The sequence below is a fragment of the Mycobacterium sp. FW102-FHT13B02 genome, assembly GCF_058790275.1.
Window position 1 is genome coordinate 1 of the sequence record NZ_JBYTCM010000041.1, and the last position, 18,426, is coordinate 18,426.

The following is an 18,426-nucleotide window of genomic DNA, read 5'->3' on the forward strand; positions in this document are numbered from 1 at the left end:
CGGCACCGACACGGCCTGAACATCTCCGCCCACCTCAGCCCCGTCCCCGAATTCCCACCACCCCAGGGGACTTAGCCAACTAATCGTGTCGTCCGTGACGTATGGCTTTGCAGCCTGTCGGCCAATACGCATCATCGCGGCCACCAGGTCCACATGTTTGGAAATATCCTCGCGCGCGACATCCTCGCTGATGGTGAGGTCATAACGGTCGTGAAGCAGATGAACGAGCAGCGCGGCTTTCTCATTCATCCAGGGGGATCGGCGGGCCATAGCCGCACGCTATCCGACGTATTGACGCCATGGTCATCAGATTTGCCGAACCGTTACCAGCGGCTCATGCCCAGCCCCGAAGCTGCTACGAGGCCTGCTTGTGCTGCAGCTCATCATCGAGCAAGGCGGCCGCCGTCTGCCGGATCAACTCAACCGGATCGACACCGTTCGCGTCTGCTACCGGCAACAGCTCAGTGAGCAGGTCGGCGTACTGGCGGATCAAGGTCGGTAGGCGCTTACCGGCCTGCGCGTTAAGCGCCTTCAGCTGGTCCGCGTGGCAGCGCACACGTAACAGCCCACTCATGTCCCGGGTCTCCGACCCTTGGCGGCGCTTACGGCGGGCAGCCGCGTCATCGAGGACTGCGGCGCTGGAGTTGTCAGCCATTCTGCTTCCGTTCCCATCGTCGACCGATCAGCTGGCGCGTTATTCCGGAAAGATTCCGGAATGGACTGCCTGCGCAGATTTCCAGATCATCCCAGGTCACACATGCCATTGACCGTTGTTGACAGTTTAGGGCACGCGAATCTATTCCGGAAAGAACCTCGCGGCGTGTCAAAAACACGGCATTCCGGAAACGGGCCGCCGTTATTGCGGAAATATGGCCACGTGTACGCGGAAGTATTCCGGAAATAGGTTAGAGTCCACACGGTGAGCGGCCCAGCGGGAACGCCGTGGCCCGAGGGCGAATACGGCGAGGTGATCAGTCCATCCGGGCGCCGCGCCTACCTCGCTGTGCAAGCCGCACACCTGGCCGGGCGCACACAACGCTGGGCGACCGAACTGGCCAGCCGCGAGAACTCCCCCGTGGAAAGCGAACGAGGACACATCTCGGGCCGTCAAGGTGCCGACACATGGTTTCTCATCGCCGACGCCTTCGAGCGACATCTGCAGACCATCGGCAAATGGCCGCCGGCGACCGCCGGCCCGACACAAGACCTCGAACAACTTCTCCTGCTGCAAGGCGCGGACCTGGAAGCATCACGACGTCGCGAACAGGAACTGCAAGCACAGGTTGATCGACTCGAACACGATCGCAATGAGCTCCTGGACCAAGTCGCCGCGCTTAGCCAGACCATCACGTCATTGAGTCGCGTCTCCAAAACGCCGCCCCGGGACTAACGTCGGCGGACGGTTGCCCCGACCCGACTCCTGGGCTACCCCGGAAACCGTCGCTATATATCCTGCGCGCCAACCGATTTCATGGATCGGTCAGAGCGCAAGGTGTATCACTGCGCGAGAGGCACGAAAAACTCGGGCACCCAGGCCGCCGACATCCCTACCGGCACCGCACAGCCAGTTTTGTCCTTGTCGTACGACGTGAGGTCCCCGAACTCGTTCAGGTACAACGTGGCGTTGCGTTCTGATCCGTACTCGAAGCCGATGATCGGGAATGCCCGACCGTCCTCGAAGACCAAGGTCAGTCCGGCGGGCGCTGGGATGAATGCAGCAGGTGTGGTTTCAATCATGGCCCACAGCGTGAAAGATTTTGTGCGCCTTGTCGAATCACCTTTGCGACCGGATCGGCGTGTCGCCAATCACGTGCCGGTCGTGTCGAGCTCACCCGGCAACACGATCGTTCTTGGTCCCTGCTGCCGCCGGTGGCCAGTCCGGTGTGGCCACCTCTCAGACTGCCTCAGCGGGATCGTTACGTGCTTCGATCTCGCCTATCACCCAGCCCGGCCTCTCAGTTGCGCGTCAGGAGCCAGCCGGTGGCAGTGCCGAAAGTCCGGCACCGACTACGGCGACGGCCCAACCGATCGGAACTCCCGCAGCTATGACAAGGCTGCCGACTACGAGGCCGGCGAGGATGCATAGAGCGGCACTGGTTGCGAGCGTTCTCCCGAGCATTTTGCGTCCTTACGTTCATGGGTGTGCACGCATCATGCGCCTGCCCACTGACAAACCGTCGGTGGCTGCTGGCGTCTAACTGTGGTGGTACACCACGCCTAGGCGCCCGGCCCGGTGTCCCGACGCCCGGGCAGAAATGCGTTGAGCACCGGGGCAATCCAGGTCGATCGGGTGTTGAAGCCCAGTTCCGCGCCGATCGCGTCGATAACCCGGTCCTGCTCAGCGGTCGGCGAGAACGCGATTTGGCTGCTCCCCCCGCCCAGGTATCGCACGGCCGATGGATCGGACGGGAACAGCGCGTTGGTTCGGGCAGTCGAATACCGGCTCTTGTCGATAATCTCGGCGAGCTCGCCGGCCTGGTGCTTGGCGCTGATCGCCTCCAGAACAACGTCCAGGTTCGTCGATTTCGTGGAGTGCCGGTACTTTTCAAACCGCGCCTTCACCCCGGCGCTGACATATACCGCCGTCGAGGGCTTGGACCGAGTACGCGGCCGGCCCGGCCTACGCGCGGGCCGCTCGACCGCCGGAACCGGCTCCTCAACCAGCGGAGCCACCGCGGTCAACGGCCGCACAGGCGGGGAAACTTCTGCCGGGGCGGGCCCCGGCACAGGTGCCGGTGCGCTCGGTTCCGGAGACTGTGCCTGTGGCACGAGGCCGGCCAGGCCGGTGCCGCGACCCGGCTTCGTGATGTCTCCGAGGTTTTCTGCAGGAAGCTCCTGTGGGGTCAGCTTGCTCACGGCCAATCTCCTTCTTCAATCATGGTGGTGCGGATCTTGTTGCCGCGGGTGAGGATTTCGCGCGTCAACTTCGCGAAGTCCCCTGCGACGCTCGCCGATGTGGAACTCACCACGGCTTTGGCGTCGGCTTTGCCTCGCCGGATCGCAGATCGGCTTGGGTTGTTCACGATTTCCTGCTCAAGTTCGTGCGCCAGCCGCCCGAACTTAGGTACGTCTCGGCCCACGGCTTCCGAATGCCGGATGAAGGCCTTGAGCATCACATCCTCATTCTGGCCGAGGTCGGCGGCGATATTGGTGGCCATCTCTTCGCGAATCTTGTGCGACGAATAGCCGGAGGCGAATAGAAAGCACCCCAACAACATCACGTACGGATTGTGCTCACGCGCCGCCCGCAGATCACCGGCAAGCTCTCGCAGGCCGGTCCTGGACAAGTCGTCCGTTTTCATCGGCACCACCACAAACCTGGCTGCACACAGCGCGGCCTGCAGCAGGAGTTGATTCTCCGGCGGTGAGTCGATGAAGATCAGCCCGTACTGGTCACTGATCTGCTGCAAGGCAAGCGCGAGCGACATCAGAACTTGCTTGGCCGCCTGCGGACTGCCCATTTCTGCGGCCATCACCGGTGCGATCCGACGGACAAACGGACCGCCGGGCACGACATCAAGTCGCGGCCGAACGTCACGCACGGGCGTCAGGGCCGCGCCCGCCGTGATCGCGCTGTACAAGTTTCGGCCCTTATCGTCGGCATCGGTATTTGCGAAGCCCAACATGTTCGCGACGTTGCCTTGGCCATTGAGGTCGACCAACAAAACACGCGCTCCGTCGGAAGCGACCAGGGCCGCTCCGTGCGTCGAGCATGTCGACTTTCCGACCCCGCCCTTACCGTTCGCGAACAAATAAACATTGCCGAGTCGAGCCCAATTCACGGCGGGTTCTACCGGCCCATCGCTATCCCATGCAGCTACGCTTCTCGTCATGCGGACGCCTCACTCTGCCAGAGTCGGGGATTCTGCGCGCCTGTCACGCAACGCCCACCAGGGCCCTGCACACCATGCGCTCTCACAGCCTGCAGAGTCTATGGCGCGCCGCGGTCCCGCACGCGGTACGACGTGCCCACACTCCCCCACTGCACCCCACGGTGTTGTCAACTGCCAACCATGCAGCGGCCATCGTGATAGTCGATGCAGCAAACGAGGCCTGGCTCCACACCCCGGTCAGCATTTGTCCGCAGGCGCCAGCCGCCACAGCTTGATCCATGTGACCGCTGACGATGCAGCACATGCGGCGAATGGTGTGGCTGCCTGTGCTGACACGAGCTGGCCAAGCGATTTCGCACACCGTGTACACCTCGGTATGGCGGGTAATCCGCAGCCGACCGTGGCGTATCACTGCACTTCAAACGATGCGCGCCGTGTACCAGCCAGCCCGCATAACCGCCTGCGCCAATACCTGACTCAATACCTGATGTCGGGTATTGGTACATATTGTGTGCTACATCCGATTCATAGCCCGCATCACTGGGGTGCACACCGTGACTGTATCCATGAGGAACGCACCTGTGCACATATTGTTGCACATGCCAGCAATCAGATAAGCCAGCCAATGTGGGCATGCACCTGGAGCGCAGCACCACTACGAATTTGCAGAAAAATATTTTTCACCACTCGGCGTGTCGCGCGGGTGCCTGTCGCGCCAGCGGTATGGCGGCGTGCACATCGCACAGCAGGGCCGCGCCCCGCAGCTCATATCCGCTGGGCCACGCTCTATAGCGTTGATCCTCGGGCATCGATCGATATCCGAGCCGTGACGTTGTCAATTACGCGACACCAACCACGACGAACCGTTGCACGCCATATCGACCCAACAACCCCACGCCAACCTGCAATAGATATCTGTCGTCATGCCTGGATATCGGCGCGTCACCAAACAGATGAACACACTCTGGTTGGAACGCTGCATGCTGTCTTGTCCAGTACCTGGGACCAGGCGAGGGGATATACCAGTGAACAGGTTGACTACACCCTTGCGTATCTAATCGCTTATGGCATTCCTGATCACATACGGAGCCAGGTGCGTCGAGGAATTCCCCCGCAGACGCTGCCCACGATCCCGCCAACCATATGTACGCCATAACGCGGCCATTCGAGACGTCAAGGGGACCGGGGCCGCTGACCAGGACTTTTGCGCTCCTCTGCTACCGCGCCAAATCGCGCACCTGTCGTTAAACAGGCCTCATTTGGCCGCTGGGGCACGCACCTGCGTCCCGGCGGCCGACTATCGCGGGTGCGTGCGCTGAGCCGGTACCAGGGTCGTGAGCCACCTGTCCCAGGTCAACGAGGCCAAGCTGCGCGGTGGGGGAGGGGCCGGGACGTGCCACGGACCACGGACTATCACAGCCCGCCTTGCGCGTGTCAGCCTTGACAGGCCACCGCGACCCCGAGTGCCCGAGGTCCGGTTCCGACGGCATGGTGCGCGGGGCCACCGGGCCGTCCAGGAGACCGGATGCGGGTGCCGAGAGACGACGGGTACCCGCTTGTCCCCAGGTGGTTCAGTGGCTGGCCGCGGATTCTGTTTGACCCTTGAAGTCCCGCTCGAACGCCGCGGCGACCGCGGCAAGAACATTCGGCGCAGCGGCGGCGGTCAACCTGACCGAGAGTTCACGGTTCGAGAGCAAGCTAGTCGGTGAGAGATTCTGACTGCCGATCAGAAGAGTGCCATCCACCCGCAACTGCTTGGCGTGGAAATAGAGGCCTGCACTGGTCACTGGGTACACGTGGGCAACACAGCCGGCGGCGACCACCCGTGAGACGACCTCCGTTGACGCCGGGTTGTCGGACATGACGATCCGGCAACGTACACCGCGGGCCGCGGCCCGGGCCACCGCCGCGGCGACCGCCCGATCGGTGAACTCCTCGGTCATCAGATCGAGGTTCTGTCGGGCATCGGCAATCAGGCGAAGCACATCGGCACGTGCCGGAGACCAGACAAGGGCACCCGCCGCCACCGCCGGCGCCAGCCGATCACCGCGACCCCGACGCATGTCCTGGTCGATGGTCGCGGCAATCGCGGCAACTTCGTCCGCCCGCCGATCCTCAATCCAAAAGTCGCGGGAGGTCGCTCGGTACTTTTTCGAGACGTTTCCCGTGCCGATAAGGGCGGCGGCATCGTCCTGGACCAGCACCTTCTCATGGAAAAGCACTGTCGGCGAAGCCCACTGCACGGCGACGCCACCTGCCGTCAGGCGTTCGTAGGCGCCAGTGTTCGTCGCCTGGCCGTGGTATGCGGCGTCAAGGAGTACATGGACCGCGACGCCCCGGCCCCGCGCGTCGAGCAGGGCTTGGACCACTTCCGAATCGGCCAATTCGTAGATCGCCAAACGCAACGTCTGCTTGGCCAGGCCGATCAGATCGACCAGCGGGGCGATGCCAGCGTCTGGCTCCTGAAACACCCGGTACGGTCCGTCAGCCGCACTGACACCTGACGGACCGGGGGAGGCGGCCGTGGCATCGAGCGGTCCGCAGCCAGAGACCAGTGCCAGCAGCGCCACCGCAGCAGCTCCGCGCCGCAACGCCCTTGAACACACCGGGCCGCGGGTCCGGCTTGTTGCATCCGGAAGGACCCCAGCACGTCTCGGTTGCGCCATGTCCGAACGCTAACTACCAGCCATGGGTGCAATCGATGGTCATTGGCACCGAACCTTGACGTTCGGCCGCCGGGAGTCCTCTTGAGAACCGTCGTGGCGGCCACAACGATCACAATATGGACCTACGCATGACCATTACGCAGCTAGTCGGCGAGGCCGACCAAAGAGTCGGCACGCAAGAATCCTCCGACCAGCTCGCCGCCCTGAAAGCCCAGTGGGAAAGGATCCAGGCCGACAACGCAGGCCGCCGTACCGACGACCCGCTAAAGCTGGCGACATTCCTGCAGGCAAGCCAGCAGTTGCTGGCCGGCATCGACGCCGTTGTTCGCGCGGACCCGTATCCGCCGTGCTGAACGCGGCAGGGGAGTGGAACCGCCGCCGGTATCGGTCACTCCGACGCTGACGTGCCTTTTCGGGGCGTCGCCCGCGGCGCCTTCGGTGGCGCGAGCTGGGTTCGGTACACCGACAGTGCCTCGTTGAGCGCGCTGACCCGCTCATCCGCACTGCGGTGGGCCTGGGCCAGCTGCTCAGCATGGCTCTGGCGCAGTGCCTCACGTTCGGCCTGCGACTCCGCGCGCTGGCGCTCCAGGTCACCCGTAAGCGACACCACCGCCGCGCGATCCATTTCGGCCGCCCGCACCGCTGCCTGTACACCAGCCTGCGCCGTTGCCAACTCCACACGGACAGAGGCGGTTTCAGCCGCCGCGCGCTGCGCCTCAGCGCGGGCCGAATCGACTTCACCTTGTAGGTGTTGCCGGGCCTCGTCGAATTCCCGCCGCGCCTGATCCAGTTCACGCCGCAACTGTGCGACGGTCTCGCGCTCGCGGTCCGCGGCCGCGTCAGCCGCTCGCTGCGCTGCCACTGCCGCCGACGACTCCACTTGGGCCGCACTGACCTCCTGCCGTGCTCGCTCCAGGTCGGCATCACGCTCGGCGAGTTGGGCTTCATGCTCGGCGACCGCCTGAGCCAGCACTTGCTCTGCTCGGCCGATGGCCGCATCCGCCTCTGTGCGGACGCTCTCGATGTCCGCCCGGGCTTGTGCCTGGATCCGGGCTGCCTCCGTCGAGGCATCCTCGGCGAGGAGGTCGGCTTCTTCACGGTCACGCTCAGCCTCATCGGCCCGCTTGCCAGCAGCCCGGGCCGCACGCTCGGCGGCGACGACCCGCCCCTCAGCCTCGGTGATTTTGGTGAGCGCGTCCCGGTGCGCGTCCTCGACCTCGGCGCCGGCCGCCTCGATGTCGCCCGCGTCGCGAATGACCGCTACCACTCCGTCTAGGTACTGGCACAGGTCGGCCAACCGAGTGGGCAGTTCAGTGAGCTGCTGACCGAGCGTTGCACGGGCCATAGACACGGGAGCGGTCACACCAGACTCGTCCTCAGTGACGACACCGCCACCCTGTTGAGCCCGCCGCGCCTTGAAGGCTGTCGCACGGTTGTGGACCTGACCGCCGGGCTCGTCAGCCTCGCCGCAGTACCGCATCGGCCGACCAGTCGCCGGATCCGGAAGCCGCGGCCGCGTGCATCCCGGGTAGCTGCACCGGTCCCGCGGGGAATCACTCGACGGTTCGATGACGCCACCCATATGCCGATGGTACGAGTTACGTCATCAATAGACAATAGTGACATAACGAAACGAAACGAAACGAAAGAACGAAACGGAACTTGCTCGATTCACGCCGGGCCTGAGTGTGTGTGTGCCGTCGCCGCCGCCGCCGCCGCGCCGGGGAACACCCGCCGCAACTCGGCGGCCGATCGATTGGCGACGCACCCGTGCGGAATGACCGTCGCGCATCGCCGGTGGCCCCGTGCAAAACTCCGAAACATCAGGACAGAGAGGGCACGTCGAGCCTCCCCGGCACATCCCTAACCTCCAGATCGGTTCGGGGAGTCGGCCGCCCGGCGGCCGAGAACGAGGTGGATCCCGAGATGGAACACAAGCAAGCGTCACCTGATCCGTCGTGGATGGTGGCATACCGTTCGGACGAGGCAGCAACCGCGAAGGGCCGGGACGCACTTGGGTCGGTAACCCGGCTGGTAGTCGAGAAAGACGGTGTGTATACCGAGTTCTGGGCCGACGACTGGGACGTGCACATTCAAGATGGCGGTAGGACGGTGAAACTGTTCGCCCGCGGCCAGGGAGTAGATGCAGCCCGTGTTGCCGCCGAGTTCCTGGGCGTCCCGGCCACGACAGTTCGCACGGCGGCCTGCTCCGATCCCGCGATCAACGCAGCTATAGAACGCCGTTTCGGGCGTGTCACACTGCCCGGTGTATAGGGGCGGTTCCATGAAAGTCGTTGCGGGGTATGGGCCGACGACAACCCGACCGATCACTCGGAGGCCCACAAATGAGTAGCCGCGGACTACGCCTCACTACCAAGGTCATCACGTTGCGTGAGGCCCAGGCTTTCGTCGAACGACACCACCGCCATCACGGACGTCCCGTAGGCCACAAATTGTCGATAGGTGTCCGCGTCAAGGGCACCGACGATCTGGTGGGTGTCGCAATTGTTAGTCGCCCTGTAGCCCGACTGTTCGATGACGGCGGTGACACTCTCGAAGTCAGCCGAACCTGCACCGACGGAACACGCAATGCCAACTCGGCCCTTTACGGAGCGGTGTGGCGCATCTGCCGTGAACTCGGTGCCCGCCGCGTCATCACCTACACGCAGGACGGCGAAACGGGCGCATCATTGCGTGCGGCCGGCTTCACACCCGTCGCTCGACGTAAGGCTCACCCAGGCTGGGACCGTCCAAGTCGGCGCCGGGTCGCAGCCCACCCGATCGATGTCGGGCGCGTTCTGTGGCTTCGTGGTGAGCCGCTGGCACAATGTCACGAAACGCCAGAGGAAAGTCACGAAACCCTCCGGCCCCGTGTCTGTTCGCAGTGCGGCGGCGAGCTGTCTCAACCAAAGACCGGCCGACCGCGCCGCACCTGCTCTGATACGTGCCGGCAACGGGCCCGGCGCAAACGGCGGCGGGTTGAGCCGGAACCCCTTGTAGTGACCGAAAGCCAGAGTGAATTAACCCTTTTCGGGTGAGTCGGTCGTTCCGTTCAGCATGGCCACTGCTTGGCGTGCCAGTCCCAGCGCTGACCTCAAGACCTGTGGTGTGGAGCCGATAGGCAACAGGTTCCTGGCCTGCATGATGTAACCGAGGCTATCCTCGGTGTGCACATTTGAAACGTAATGTCCGTGCAGCAGGATGTGTAGTTCAACCCTGTCTAAGAGCTGCTCGATTGAATCGATTGGCGTGCGATTGTTCATCTTTCAAGCGTAGGGCGGGCCGAGGTATGGTCGGCCCGCTATTTTGCGGCGGCCCGCACCCGTGCACCCCTACCGCGAAATTCAAAGCTGGTTGACGTCGCGAACGAGTTCGTAGAGTGGGTTTTGTGCTGCCGCCCTTCGTGTTTCAGCACCGGCGGCGGTGACGTAACGTTGGGACGTGGACATCGATTCATGGCCAAGCAGCTTCATTAGCGTGTAGACGCTGACCTCAGCATTGGCCAGTTCGGTGGCGTAAGTGTGCCGGAAGCCGTGCACGAGCGCTCCCGGGATCGGCTGTGCATCGGGCCCGGCCAACTTGAAGGCCCGCTTCACCCGGGATTGCAGGGTGCCGCGCGTTATGCGCCGGCCGTCGCGTCCGACGAACACGGGGGCATTGGCGGGCCATCGGGCCAACCCCGTAACCCCTGCTTTAGCCGAGCGTTTGGTCGTATCCGGAAACCGAACGGCACGACTATCCAGATAGGATTCGATCACGGCCAGCAATGGGGCTTCGATGGGGATGCTGCGGTCTTTACCGCCTTTGCCGGTGACATGAACGACTGCGCCTCCGTCGGCGACGGTGCGGATGTTTCCGATATCGAGGATCTCCATCTCCTGGGCGCGCAGACCGGCCAACAAGCTGGTCAAGATGAGCGCCAAATCCCTTTCCGCCCATACGGTTTTGTTGGTGGAGTCGGCGTCCCGGGCAACCGTGTCGAGCAAGGTGGTGACTGCAGCGCGGGGGAGTGCCTTGGGCAGTGTCTTGTTGAGCTTGGGCCGGCCGATCAGCGACATCGGGTTCGCGTCGAGCTGCTCGGCGTTGTACAGGAAGGTGCACAATACGTTCCAGGTGGACCAGCAGCGACTGATCGACGCGGCCTCATGGCGTTTGGCGTAGTCGGCGAACGCGCGACGCATCGAATCTTTCGTTATGTCAGCCACATTCATGTCGGCAGGTCGGCCGCCGCTGACCGCCGAGGCGATCGCAAGGAAATCTTGCCGGTAGGCCTTCATGGTGTGCGCCGACGGCTTACGGGTCTGCCGGTCCTGCAGGAACGCGGTGAACCAGTCGGGGACGGCCGCACCTGGTGCGCCTGGGTCGGCGTCGTCGCCGGGAGACTGGCCCGATGGGCGGTGTTGGGGCACCATCTCACCGTATCCAGAAAAGAATGGATAATGCGTCTTATGTGTAGAAATTTCCAAAATCGCAGTGCGACAGTGACTTTCCTGTGACACGGCACGAGGTGCGTCACAGTGACGGAACAGGTCTGGGCGATAGAATGGCTCCGTGAGTGGCGGAAGTTCCGACCAGGACGCCTACGACCTCGTCGCACTGCTACAGGGCAGTGACTTGACGCCGCAGGCTCGTCGGGCAGTGTTCGACGTGATCGTCAGCGGCCTGATCGAAGGCGACATACCGAGCCGCGAGTCCGTCGTGGACCTGATCGAACTGGCCGCAGGGCGGCTCGATGGTGACGAATGCCGCCGACGCATCATCGGCAGGTACGCGAGCAAAAGCTAGGTGATCGGGTGGTCGGGGTGCGCGTCGAGGTGACTGTCGCACTGGCGAGGTTGGTGGGTCACGCACGGAGACGGCTCACCACAGAAGCCGCAGCGACGGTCTGCGTGACTTTTCCACGTCGCCGATGAGTCCAACCAGACCGTTGGTGCATCACGGCGCAGCGGATCGCGGTGCGCCGTGCGGGCTGCGGCGGCCATGAGCGATATGGACAGGTCGGCAGGCAGCGGGTCGGGGTCCAGCCGTGGCGCGGCGATCACGGCCCGTAGTCGGCTACCCGACTTGACCATGAGGCCCTAGTCGGCGGGTAGCTCCTCACCGCGCACGATGCCAGGATCAGAAATCACCAGCCACCAGTGGTGCATGTAGCGCTTGATGGCGTCCGACTTCGTTAGATCGCGAAGTTCTGAAAGCCAGTCTGCACGTGACACTTTCACTTCGTGCCCATGGAAAGCGAGTGCGGATCCGTAGGGCACGCCGGGATACTTATCGGCAGCGATGAAATCGGCGATTTTCGTGACCCCTGTTCGGCGGTGGCCAAGGTCTGAGGCAACGTGCTCGGCGCGGGTCCACCGGTCGGCGATCGTCCCACGGCGGATCGCGGTGTAGCGGGCCAAGAGCAGATCGAGCATGTCGCGTTCGGTGACCGTCGAGCATGTCGCTGCCGTCAGCGAACGGCCTTCGCTCGACGGCCTCACCGCGTCGCCCGAATCATTGTCACAGCGCCTGATCGCCGGCGGGTCCTACTGGTGGATTTCTGCGGCGTCGACAGGTACGTCGAGGCTTGGATGGCCTGGCCGCAGGGAAGAGAGCAGAGTCGCTAGCAGGACACACACGGCGATAACGCTGGACAAAACCAGGAAGGGTGCCGCGACGTGTTCCCGCACCCATTCTGCGGTAACGGCGGCCGCGTCGAGCCGAGTGTGGAGCCGGTAGTCCGGCTGGATGATCAGGCCTTTTGCGTTAACGATAAACGCGAAGGCAGAGAACGAGGCCGCAAAGCGGGCCAAGGCCGGCCCGATGTCGCGCTCGCGGGCCGCGAGCTTCATGCGACGAGTACCCGCGAGGCACCACCACACAACTAGCAGTCCCAAGACGGTGAAAAGCAGCTGGTCGCCGACCATGAAAACTTGGGCTTTGGTGACCATCGGTGAAGTCCCCTCCGTGCTTGTTGTGGTTCGGGATGTACTGGGGTTCAACGCTAAGACGGACCGATGGGCTTACGCATCGGTCATTGCTCGCCGGGTTCGATTGGTGCGCCGCCGGGCCTTACCGGTTAGCTCCGTGCATCGAGGACGTTGGGTGCGCCTGGCGCCCGAATCTGTCCCGGCACAAAAGCCCTGGAGTGCCGGTGTGTACAGGGTCGGCAGTGCAATGCCTGGAGGGGAGAGTGTGTGCCGCGGTACCGAACGAGAGCCCCGTTCGGCCACCGAATCGGGACCGGGAATATACACCAAATATGTTGCAGCACAACAGATTACGCGATATAGTGGTACCTATAACCAGTAGAATCCACACGAGGGGGAATCATGATCCAGCGAACCATCGACCTCAACCCGACGCCCGCAGCGCTCATCACCCACACCATCATTCGGGTGCAGGGCGAACACACTGGCGAGATCACCGTGTATTCGGCGGTCACCCCCGAAGCGCGCATCCGCATCGAGTGGGGCGGCCTGCTCATGACTATGTACTCCGCTCAGGCATGCCAGGGGGTTCTCGAAGGTTTCGCTACCGCCCGCTCAGCGATGGCACTTATTCCGCCCACCATCCCGGCCATGAGCGTCGACGACCGCACCGAACCGTTTGCGCGCACGACCGTGTCGATTGACTGGACCCGTCGCCCGGCCTACGCCGTGGTACCCCGCCAGGAATTGTCGCGAAACAAGGCGCGCGAAGTGCGCTGGCTCGACCTGCACATGGGCCCTGTGACTTTTCAGATTCTCGACCAGGCCGGATGCCTGAGCGCTGCGGCGCTTCTGCGGTCCGCGCACCACACCGCGATCAGCGTCTGCCTGGACGGGCCGGACTTCGCCGACGACCCAACACTGAGCAGCTACACCCCGCCAGCCGGTGACTGAGCGAGGTTATCCACAAGAACGCGACGCCGGGTCACGTTATCCACAAGATGGACAACGGCCCGGCGTTTTGTCGTTCGGACCCGGCAGAATCAGACGAGAACGCCCATACACCAAGGCAAGGAAGCTCACCATGACAGTGCCCTGGTCACTGACCATCGCCGCCCCCGCGCATGTCCGCACCATCAGCGGGCTGGCCGATACCCGCACGGCCGCGGCCGCAGCCGCCTTAGACGCCACCCGTACCGCCGTGCAGGACGCGCGTGCCAGCGACATCCGCGCCGCCCGGTACGAATTGCGTGCCGAAGACGCCCTCGTGGCCATCATTCAGTCCGGAGCAGACCCCGACGACACCGAGGACCTGGTGGAACGCCTGATCGACCAGCACCGGGCAGACGGGTCGCTCGGCCAGGCCGGGACTGACGTCGCTACGTCTCTGCCGGTTCCCGCGGCCCGTGAGGTTGGCCGCCCCCGATGACCAGGTGGGTGTTCGAGATCCGCCGGCTCGACTCGTTGCCGTGGCCGCCAGGGCTAGGCAAAGGCGCGAACCCGAAGCATCCGTACTGGCAGCTGCGAGAACAACTCGAGGGCCACCTGGGCGATTCGCGCTACCACCGGCCGGCAGCGCACCGGGACGCATTCCTTTCCGGGGACGCTGAGTATCGCCGGATCTTCATGGATGCGGTTACCCAGCTGCGATGGAGCGCGGATCTACCCGAGACGGTCGATACCGCCACCGCCATCGCTCGCACAACGCCGATGCTGAATGCGCCGATGGCGGACACCTCGGCCTGGCTCGACTGGTCGAGGCAGGTCTGTCAGGACGAGGGTGCAGGGTATTGGCTGCGGGACGGGTTCACCTACTGCGGCGACCAGATCGAGAACGGACGGCACCGCCTGACCTACCTGCGGTATCACCGGCCACCGGAGCACGAAATCCTGGTCTGCCGCGTTCTCTAAGCTAGTTGTGGGGCATGTTTTCGATCGACGGAGCATCTCCGCTGTTGCGATGCGCCAGCTACGCGTTGAAGGCGGTCGAGGTCATCCGGTAATCCAGCACCCCGAACGCGACGGCCAGTCTTATCCGCAGGCCGTCGGGAATCGCGGCGAACCCTTGTGAACCAGTCGCCAAATCGCAAGCACCCCAACAGCCCCCGACCGGTGATGACTACGGCGGTGTGGCGCCTTTACCCCGACGTGGCGACCGGTCGTCGCTGACCGTCAAGGGGTGAATCGTGTAAGCATGCTTTTGCGCCCAGTCAGTCACGTCGTCGTACCGCCACACGGACCCCATCCGCAGTCGGGCATACGGAACTGGGAAGTCGGAGCCCGAGGTGAACTGTGACACGCGCTGACGGCTATAACCGCCCAACATTTCGGCAATCTCAGCCGCGCCGACAATAGGTAACTCCACGCCAGCAGTATAGGCATATGCCTACCTCTGGTCCAGTGTTAGGCAGTTGCCTATTAGGCATATGCCCACTAGACTAGGCATATGCCTAATAGGTCGGCTTCTGCCACCCCGCACGCCCAACTCGATCTGTTCGCCGAGCTTGAAGCGGAACAGCATCAGGCGCGAATGGACCAGGCCCCCACTATCTTTGACCTCGACCAGCGGGGGTACTTCACGCGCATCGCCGAGTTCGAGCAATGGCAACAAGCCCACGACAACTTCGACTCGTGCCGACGCTCGCACGGCTGGCACGCCACACTGTTCGGCCGCACCCCCGAGCCCACTGCGGCATGCAGACCCGCGATCCTGGCCGCCGAGCTGCGCTGCGACCACTACGCCGACGATTGCGAATGCGTCGGCGACCTCCTCTACCGGGCGGCCTGCCTGCACTGCACCTGGGAAGGTCCGGCGCACGACTGCGAGAACCTGGCCGCCGAAGATGCTCACGACCACGCCTGGCCGGGATGGCGCACTCTGCCGATCGTCCCCCGCCGACCCCAGCCCGGAAACAGCGCCAAGGAGAAAGACGCAATGAGCACCTGGGCGCGGCGAGTCGACACCCTGTATCCCGCTGGCTGGCTGCAAGAAGGTGGCCCCATCCGGACCCGTCGCCAACGGTACGGGACACGCCATGTCCCCGACGGCACCGGCGGTGGCGGATATGACATGTGCGGCGAACAAGACGACTAGTCAGGGGCGGCACGGTAAGTGGCCCAAAGGAATTCGGCAGGAGTGTGCCTAATAGGCACTTGCCCATTAGGCATATGCCCAGTAGACTAGGCATATGCCTAATGAAGCGAAAAACCCCACCGCAGCAGCAGAACTCAGTGCCCAGGCGGTGACCCGATGACCGCCACCGCCGAACACCGGCCCGCCCTCGGCAAGCGCCGCTTCGCCCACGACGATCTGGTCGCCGTCGACCTTTTCTCCGGATTTGGAGGATTGACGAAAGGTATTGAGACGGCGGGCTTTTCAACGATAGCCGCCGCGAATCACGACAAATTCAAAATCGAGGTCCACGAAGCAAACTTTCCCGAGGTCGAACACTGGATCGCCGACCTGGTCGACACCGAATCCGCCAACTACCACTCCGTGCGTGACCTGCCTAAGGCAGACCTGCTCGCCGCTGGTGTCAGCTGCGTCAACCACAGCCAGGCCAACACCAAAAAGGCGTACGAGCAAGGGCTTTCGCTGTTCGATCTGGAGGACCCCGAGTTCGAAGAGAGCGTCACTCGCTCCGAGCGCGACCGGGCCACCGCCAACTGTGTCTTGCACTACGCCGCCCAGCACCACCCTCGGCTGATCCTCGTGGAATGCACCACCGAGCTAACTTCCTGGGGACCGGCCATCCAGGGCAAGCGCAAGGTCGGCGACGGCTCGACATATCGCTGGTGGCTCAAGCAATTCGACATTCTTGGGTATTCCCACCGCGTGCTTTACCTGAACAGCATGTTTTTTGGTGTACCCCAAAGCCGAGACAGGCTTTATATCGCGTTCTGGGACAAGAAGATTCCGGCTCCCTACCTGGATCACCGGCCCCTGGCCGCCTGCGGATTCTGCGACAAGATCGTTGAGGCGGTGTGGACGTGGAAGACCGGAGTCCCCCCGACGGGCAGTGTCCGATACGGCAAGCAATACGAGTACCGGTGCCCGTCCTGCCGCAGCGCCGTGGTGCCCCGCATGACCCCGTCGCTGGCTGCGATGGACCTGACCAACCTGGGCACCCGCATCGGCGACCGCACGAAGCCTCTGGCGCCAGCGACCATGGCCCGCGCCGAGCGGTGCCGCCAGCGCTTCGCCGAGTTCCCGGCCGTGTTGATGCCGGCCAAGGCCCTGCATGGTTCCGAGCGCCACCCGTGGCAGCCGATGGCAACCCAGACCAGCCAGCAGGAGACCGCCATCCTGTCCACCGGGGCAATCATGCAGATGGCCAACAGCTTCGAGCACCCCGGCTCCGAGTGCCGCACCCGCGACCTTGCCCAACCGCTGTGGACCCAGCCCGCCACCAACACCACCGGTCTGCTCACCCCGTCGGCCGCCGTGAACGGTCAGACCACCGTGACTGCGACCGACGAACGCGCCGTCCTGCTCGGCATCACCACGTTTCGCAAAGGCATGGAGCCGCGCGGAGCCGACCAACCGCTACCGACCCAGGCAGGCTCCGAAGCGTTCGGGCTGCTATCCAGCGGTGTAATCCCCTTCCGCCAGAACACCGTCCCCACCACCCATGCGGAGGCCATGCCGACCGTCACTTCGGACCAGATTCCCGGTCTTCTCACCGCAGCGGGCGTCATGAAGTTCAACCAGGGTGTCGAACGACGCGTGTCGGGTCTCGATCAACCACTCAAAACGGTTGTCGCTGATGGGGCCGGGCAAGGGTTGCTGTTCAGCGGCTGGTTCAAGCAGAACGGCTCAACCGGGAACGAGACAGCTCCACACCCGCTGTCGGACCCGCTGGGCACCGTCACCGCCGCTGACACCACCGCCCTGATGACCGCCGAATGGCACGCCATGCTCGCCGACCTACGGCTGGAAGACTGCTATTTCCGCATGATGGCGCCGCACGAAATCGGCAGGGGATGCGGGTTCGACGTGAATTTCGGCGACTACACCGGCACGTTCGTGGTCTGGGGATCGGCCCGTAACCAGGTCGACGGGTACGGCAACGCCGTGAGCCCGCAGGTCGGCGAATGGATCGGTTCCCGCCTGCGCGCTGCCCTGCACGGCGAGCGCGCCGCCTAAACCAGCTTCCCCGGGGGCGGGATGACCGAGTTTCTCCCGTCCCCGGACGCACACCCCGAAGTACCCGGCGACGCCTTGGCTATCGCGCAAAAAACAAATTTGCTAGAAGGCTGTAAGATGCGCAAAGCAGGAATTTAGTATTTGCGTCTGGCTACGCTTTATCCCACCTTATCGGATGTGCGTTCGGGGACGTGTACGCACTCCGTCAAGGCGATGTGGAGCGCTGGTAATCAAAGCTAGACCTTTAGTGGATTCAGGGGCGGGGATCCGCGCGGCGTGCCTCCATCCGGGCGGCGTCGACCAGGTGCGTTCGAAGCGTCTCAACTGGTTGTTATTGCGTGTGAGCTGCGGCTGATCTTGTGGTTGTTTCCCGAAATGGCCTGGACAAGAAAAAGGGGCGACGAGTCCGAGGGCAACGGTTCATGCGAGGCCGCTCCTGAATTGAATAGCGCGATAAAATATGAGCGCATAACACAGGTGATATTCATCAATTACTATTGCCAATATAGGCCACTGGCATTAATATAAATGTATGCGTAAGCCATTTGCTACAGAAATTCAGGAGAGCATCATGAGCGCGAGCGTCACCGTCTACACCAAACCGTCATGCGTGCAGTGCAACGCGACCTACAAGGCGCTGGACAAGGCCGGCATCGCCTACCAGAAAGTCGACATCACCGAAGACCCGCAGGCCCGCGACTACGTCATGGCGCTCGGATACTTGCAAGCCCCCGTCGTGGTAGCCGGCGACACTCACTGGTCAGGCTTCCGCCCCGACCGGATCAAGGCACTGCAGAATGAGGAAATATTGTCATCTGATGCAACATTGGTTGGGTAGCAATGTTGTCCGTTGTAGCAGGTCGGGCGCCGGG

22 protein-coding genes and 1 pseudogene are annotated in these 18,426 nt (G+C 63.4%); 11 read left to right on the forward strand and 12 right to left on the reverse strand.

Annotation, left to right across the window (positions count from 1 at the left end; genetic code table 11):
- Window positions 1–270: pseudogene (locus AC3WTE_RS31760) on the reverse strand (hypothetical protein); the annotation flags it as partial.
- A gap of 85 nt (window positions 271–355) precedes the next feature.
- Window positions 356–655 (reverse strand): hypothetical protein, encoded by a 300-nt coding sequence (locus AC3WTE_RS31765; RefSeq protein ID WP_492443551.1) that lies wholly within the window; start codon window positions 653–655, stop codon window positions 356–358.
- Between the two features lie 264 nt (window positions 656–919).
- Between AC3WTE_RS31765 and AC3WTE_RS31770 the strand changes: the two genes are divergently transcribed.
- Window positions 920–1,390, forward strand: a complete 471-nt coding sequence (locus AC3WTE_RS31770) for a hypothetical protein (RefSeq protein WP_492443553.1) — start codon at window positions 920–922, stop codon at window positions 1,388–1,390.
- Between the two features lie 107 nt (window positions 1,391–1,497).
- Here the strand turns inward: AC3WTE_RS31770 and AC3WTE_RS31775 are convergent, their stop codons facing one another.
- The 4 genes from AC3WTE_RS31775 to AC3WTE_RS31790 all read right to left on the reverse strand — a co-directional run bounded on the left by AC3WTE_RS31775 (window position 1,498) and on the right by AC3WTE_RS31790 (window position 6,499).
- Window positions 1,498–1,737 carry a hypothetical protein gene (locus AC3WTE_RS31775; protein WP_492443555.1) on the reverse strand — a complete coding sequence of 80 codons (240 nt, stop codon included), beginning with the start codon at window positions 1,735–1,737 and terminating at the stop codon, window positions 1,498–1,500.
- Between the two features lie 480 nt (window positions 1,738–2,217).
- The gene (locus AC3WTE_RS31780; RefSeq protein WP_492443557.1) at window positions 2,218–2,856 is read right to left on the reverse strand and encodes a hypothetical protein; all 639 of its coding nucleotides are present in this window, start codon (window positions 2,854–2,856) and stop codon (window positions 2,218–2,220) included.
- Entirely contained in the window at window positions 2,853–3,833 is a 981-nt protein-coding gene (locus AC3WTE_RS31785; RefSeq protein ID WP_492443559.1) for a ParA family protein, read from the reverse strand. Before AC3WTE_RS31785 ends, AC3WTE_RS31780 begins: the two co-directional genes overlap by 4 nt.
- Window positions 3,834–5,404: 1,571 nt before the next feature.
- The gene (locus tag AC3WTE_RS31790; protein ID WP_492443561.1) at window positions 5,405–6,499 is read right to left on the reverse strand and encodes a phospholipase D-like domain-containing protein; all 1,095 of its coding nucleotides are present in this window, start codon (window positions 6,497–6,499) and stop codon (window positions 5,405–5,407) included.
- 128 nt (window positions 6,500–6,627) lie between these two features.
- Between AC3WTE_RS31790 and AC3WTE_RS31795 the strand changes: the two genes are divergently transcribed.
- Window positions 6,628–6,852 (forward strand): hypothetical protein, encoded by a 225-nt coding sequence (locus AC3WTE_RS31795; RefSeq protein WP_492443563.1) that lies wholly within the window; start codon window positions 6,628–6,630, stop codon window positions 6,850–6,852.
- Window positions 6,853–6,887: 35 nt separating this feature from the next.
- Here the strand turns inward: AC3WTE_RS31795 and AC3WTE_RS31800 are convergent, their stop codons facing one another.
- Window positions 6,888–7,862: a hypothetical protein gene (locus tag AC3WTE_RS31800; RefSeq protein WP_492443564.1), complete on the reverse strand. Its 975-nt coding sequence runs from the start codon at window positions 7,860–7,862 to the stop codon at window positions 6,888–6,890.
- A gap of 563 nt (window positions 7,863–8,425) precedes the next feature.
- Between AC3WTE_RS31800 and AC3WTE_RS31805 the strand changes: the two genes are divergently transcribed.
- Window positions 8,426–8,773 (forward strand): hypothetical protein, encoded by a 348-nt coding sequence (locus AC3WTE_RS31805; protein ID WP_492443566.1) that lies wholly within the window; start codon window positions 8,426–8,428, stop codon window positions 8,771–8,773.
- A 71-nt stretch (window positions 8,774–8,844) separates the two neighbouring features.
- Window positions 8,845–9,537 (forward strand): XF1762 family protein, encoded by a 693-nt coding sequence (locus AC3WTE_RS31810; protein ID WP_492443568.1) that lies wholly within the window; start codon window positions 8,845–8,847, stop codon window positions 9,535–9,537.
- Here AC3WTE_RS31810 and AC3WTE_RS31815 read toward each other — a convergent pair.
- The gene (locus AC3WTE_RS31815) at window positions 9,520–9,762 is read right to left on the reverse strand and encodes a hypothetical protein (RefSeq protein ID WP_492443570.1); all 243 of its coding nucleotides are present in this window, start codon (window positions 9,760–9,762) and stop codon (window positions 9,520–9,522) included. The two genes, AC3WTE_RS31810 and AC3WTE_RS31815, sit on opposite strands and share 18 nt — an antisense overlap.
- Before the next feature lie 81 nt (window positions 9,763–9,843).
- Window positions 9,844–10,776 (reverse strand): tyrosine-type recombinase/integrase, encoded by a 933-nt coding sequence (locus AC3WTE_RS31820; RefSeq protein WP_492443572.1) that lies wholly within the window; start codon window positions 10,774–10,776, stop codon window positions 9,844–9,846.
- Between the two features lie 274 nt (window positions 10,777–11,050).
- Here AC3WTE_RS31820 and AC3WTE_RS31825 point away from each other — a divergent pair, with 274 nt between their 5' ends.
- Complete coding sequence (locus AC3WTE_RS31825) at window positions 11,051–11,284, forward strand: antitoxin VbhA family protein (protein WP_492443574.1); 234 nt, start codon at window positions 11,051–11,053, stop codon at window positions 11,282–11,284.
- On the opposite strand, the gene AC3WTE_RS31830 is transcribed toward AC3WTE_RS31825, so the two are convergent.
- From AC3WTE_RS31830 to AC3WTE_RS31840, 3 genes are all read right to left on the reverse strand, one after another.
- Window positions 11,281–11,571 carry a hypothetical protein gene (locus tag AC3WTE_RS31830; RefSeq protein ID WP_492443576.1) on the reverse strand — a complete coding sequence of 97 codons (291 nt, stop codon included), beginning with the start codon at window positions 11,569–11,571 and terminating at the stop codon, window positions 11,281–11,283. The two genes, AC3WTE_RS31825 and AC3WTE_RS31830, sit on opposite strands and share 4 nt — an antisense overlap.
- 6 nt (window positions 11,572–11,577) lie before the next feature.
- On the reverse strand, window positions 11,578–11,913 hold the full coding sequence (locus AC3WTE_RS31835; RefSeq protein WP_492443577.1) for a hypothetical protein: 336 nt from the start codon (window positions 11,911–11,913) through the stop codon (window positions 11,578–11,580).
- 111 nt (window positions 11,914–12,024) lie between these two features.
- Window positions 12,025–12,429, reverse strand: coding sequence for a hypothetical protein (locus AC3WTE_RS31840; protein ID WP_492443579.1), 405 nt, complete (start codon window positions 12,427–12,429; stop codon window positions 12,025–12,027).
- A 381-nt stretch (window positions 12,430–12,810) separates the two neighbouring features.
- On the opposite strand from AC3WTE_RS31840, the gene AC3WTE_RS31845 reads away from it, so the two are divergent.
- The 6 genes from AC3WTE_RS31845 (at window position 12,811) to AC3WTE_RS31870 (ending at window position 18,392) form a co-directional block, all read left to right on the forward strand.
- A complete protein-coding gene (locus tag AC3WTE_RS31845; protein WP_492443581.1) occupies window positions 12,811–13,362 on the forward strand; it encodes a hypothetical protein in 552 nt (183 codons plus the stop codon).
- A gap of 130 nt (window positions 13,363–13,492) precedes the next feature.
- Window positions 13,493–13,837 (forward strand): hypothetical protein, encoded by a 345-nt coding sequence (locus AC3WTE_RS31850; protein WP_492443583.1) that lies wholly within the window; start codon window positions 13,493–13,495, stop codon window positions 13,835–13,837.
- Window positions 13,834–14,319, forward strand: a complete 486-nt coding sequence (locus AC3WTE_RS31855) for a transcriptional regulator (protein WP_492443584.1) — start codon at window positions 13,834–13,836, stop codon at window positions 14,317–14,319. The genes AC3WTE_RS31850 and AC3WTE_RS31855 overlap by 4 nt, the downstream gene beginning before the upstream one ends.
- Window positions 14,320–14,854: 535 nt before the next feature.
- Entirely contained in the window at window positions 14,855–15,502 is a 648-nt protein-coding gene (locus AC3WTE_RS31860) for a DUF6349 family protein (protein ID WP_492443585.1), read from the forward strand.
- Window positions 15,503–15,658: 156 nt separating this feature from the next.
- Window positions 15,659–17,554, forward strand: a complete 1,896-nt coding sequence (locus AC3WTE_RS31865) for a DNA cytosine methyltransferase (RefSeq protein WP_492443587.1) — start codon at window positions 15,659–15,661, stop codon at window positions 17,552–17,554.
- Window positions 17,555–18,125: 571 nt separating this feature from the next.
- On the forward strand, window positions 18,126–18,392 hold the full coding sequence (locus tag AC3WTE_RS31870; protein ID WP_492443589.1) for a redoxin NrdH: 267 nt from the start codon (window positions 18,126–18,128) through the stop codon (window positions 18,390–18,392).
- Window positions 18,393–18,426: the final 34 nt, after the last annotated feature.

Excerpts from the sequence above, each read along its gene's own strand:
- AC3WTE_RS31850 (WP_492443583.1), top strand. The coding sequence starts at position 13,493 with ATGACAGTGCCCTGGTCACTGACCATCGCCGCCCCCGCGCATGTCCGC.
- AC3WTE_RS31855 (WP_492443584.1), top strand. The coding sequence starts at position 13,834 with ATGACCAGGTGGGTGTTCGAGATCCGCCGGCTCGACTCGTTGCCGTGG.
- AC3WTE_RS31775 (WP_492443555.1), bottom strand. The coding sequence starts at position 1,737 with ATGATTGAAACCACACCTGCTGCATTCATCCCAGCGCCCGCCGGACTG.
- AC3WTE_RS31810 (WP_492443568.1), top strand. The coding sequence starts at position 8,845 with ATGAGTAGCCGCGGACTACGCCTCACTACCAAGGTCATCACGTTGCGT.
- AC3WTE_RS31795 (WP_492443563.1), top strand. The coding sequence starts at position 6,628 with ATGACCATTACGCAGCTAGTCGGCGAGGCCGACCAAAGAGTCGGCACG.
- AC3WTE_RS31820 (WP_492443572.1), bottom strand. The coding sequence starts at position 10,776 with ATGAAGGCCTACCGGCAAGATTTCCTTGCGATCGCCTCGGCGGTCAGC.
- AC3WTE_RS31830 (WP_492443576.1), bottom strand. The coding sequence starts at position 11,571 with ATGGTCAAGTCGGGTAGCCGACTACGGGCCGTGATCGCCGCGCCACGG.
- AC3WTE_RS31860 (WP_492443585.1), top strand. The coding sequence starts at position 14,855 with ATGCCTAATAGGTCGGCTTCTGCCACCCCGCACGCCCAACTCGATCTG.
- AC3WTE_RS31845 (WP_492443581.1), top strand. The coding sequence starts at position 12,811 with ATGATCCAGCGAACCATCGACCTCAACCCGACGCCCGCAGCGCTCATC.
- AC3WTE_RS31790 (WP_492443561.1), bottom strand. The coding sequence starts at position 6,499 with ATGGCGCAACCGAGACGTGCTGGGGTCCTTCCGGATGCAACAAGCCGG.
- AC3WTE_RS31840 (WP_492443579.1), bottom strand. The coding sequence starts at position 12,429 with ATGGTCACCAAAGCCCAAGTTTTCATGGTCGGCGACCAGCTGCTTTTC.
- AC3WTE_RS31835 (WP_492443577.1), bottom strand. The coding sequence starts at position 11,913 with ATGCTCGATCTGCTCTTGGCCCGCTACACCGCGATCCGCCGTGGGACG.
- AC3WTE_RS31805 (WP_492443566.1), top strand. The coding sequence starts at position 8,426 with ATGGAACACAAGCAAGCGTCACCTGATCCGTCGTGGATGGTGGCATAC.
- AC3WTE_RS31870 (WP_492443589.1), top strand. The coding sequence starts at position 18,126 with ATGAGCGCGAGCGTCACCGTCTACACCAAACCGTCATGCGTGCAGTGC.
- AC3WTE_RS31785 (WP_492443559.1), bottom strand. The coding sequence starts at position 3,833 with ATGACGAGAAGCGTAGCTGCATGGGATAGCGATGGGCCGGTAGAACCC.
- AC3WTE_RS31865 (WP_492443587.1), top strand. The coding sequence starts at position 15,659 with ATGACCGCCACCGCCGAACACCGGCCCGCCCTCGGCAAGCGCCGCTTC.
- AC3WTE_RS31815 (WP_492443570.1), bottom strand. The coding sequence starts at position 9,762 with ATGAACAATCGCACGCCAATCGATTCAATCGAGCAGCTCTTAGACAGG.
- AC3WTE_RS31765 (WP_492443551.1), bottom strand. The coding sequence starts at position 655 with ATGGCTGACAACTCCAGCGCCGCAGTCCTCGATGACGCGGCTGCCCGC.